Origin of the sequence: Acinetobacter sp. YH12255 (genome assembly GCF_013417355.1) — a bacterium.
Classification (GTDB): domain Bacteria; phylum Pseudomonadota; class Gammaproteobacteria; order Pseudomonadales; family Moraxellaceae; genus Acinetobacter; species Acinetobacter pseudolwoffii.
In genome coordinates this window covers 1-1253 of the sequence record NZ_VPEC01000119.1, presented here as the reverse complement: position 1 = coordinate 1253, position 1253 = coordinate 1, and the positions used below count along the sequence as shown (strand labels likewise).

The following is a 1253-nucleotide window of genomic DNA, read 5'->3' as shown; positions in this document are numbered from 1 at the left end:
ATAGAGACCTTTGCACGAAACAGCCCCTTTGCTCGAGGCATACCACCAAACCGAAAAAAAACAAAGAATGGCAATGAAATAAGCAAAACAATGGCTAAATCATGGATAAAATCTCCAAATGGTTGTTAAATTTGTGTCTATTGGCTGAGCTTACTAACCAACAGACACAATAACCCTAGGCGAGTCCGTATTTTCGTTTCAAGCTTAGGGCAGTTTTTAAATTATGCACCATGCTTGCAAGCAAAGTGCTGGTATGAAATTGCATTAACCCTAAATGACGAGCTTTGCTCATCCCATAATGCAGTTTAAAATGTCCAAAGACCCGCTCAACGGTGTTTCTAGTTTGGCTCTTTTGGGTATTATTGCGTTTTTGCTGTTCGGTTAAGGGTGTATTGCGCCATGCTCTATCATGAATATGATTTTTTATCGGTGGTTCATGCTCGGCAAGGTAGTCATCATGGGCTTGGCTTTTATACGCACTGTCAGCATACACGGCTGATTCATCATCTGTTAACAGCGTGGTAAAACATTGGGAATCATGGACATTGGCAGGGGTAGTTTCAACCTTTTTGACAAAGCTGTCTTCATCACAGTTGAGATGAATTTTAAAGCCGTAGGTGGTTTTTACTTTACCTGTACTGTCTTTTTTACTGACATAGGCGGCTTCGTTATCTTGGGTATTGTCGGTGTGTTTGCCTTTCTTAGGTCGTTTGTTTTTAGCTTCAACGATACTGGCATCGATGATGCTGACACTGCCCGCTTTGATAAAAATGTTTTGTTGGGCTAGTTGCTCATTGATTTGGTTGAACAATGGTTCAATCAGTCTAAGCTCACCTAGGTGTTTGTGGTATCGCCAAATGGTGCTATGGTCGGGTACATCATCCGTTAATGATAGGCCAACAAAGCGACGAAATAGTAAGTCTCGTGCCAGTTGTTTTTCCATGGCTGGATCCGATAGGTTATAGAGTTTTTGTAAGAGTAATACTTTAAACATGATGACAGGGTGAAAGGCAGATTCCCCACGCTCACTGCTATGAACGTGGCGTAAGGTTTGCTCGATAGTTTGCCAGTCAATTAGGTTGTGTAGTTCATCTAATTCTTCGATGGCTTTGTGAGCGTTAATGAGACTGTCTGCTAGGGAGAGTTGCCCTGTTTGTTTCCATGCCATAGTCGTGTTTTTTGCTAGGTGATTGATTTTATTGTATTATACCAATTTAATGAACTTTTGTGTGTTTATTCGTGCAAAGGTTTCT

General features: G+C 41.1%; 1 protein-coding gene. It reads right to left on the bottom strand.

Annotated elements, in window-relative coordinates; translation table 11 throughout:
* Positions 1-175: 175 nt before the first annotated feature.
* Positions 176-1168, bottom strand: coding sequence for an IS5-like element ISAba23 family transposase (locus FTV30_RS16060; RefSeq protein ID WP_005028482.1), 993 nt, complete (start codon positions 1166-1168; stop codon positions 176-178).
* Positions 1169-1253: the final 85 nt, after the last annotated feature.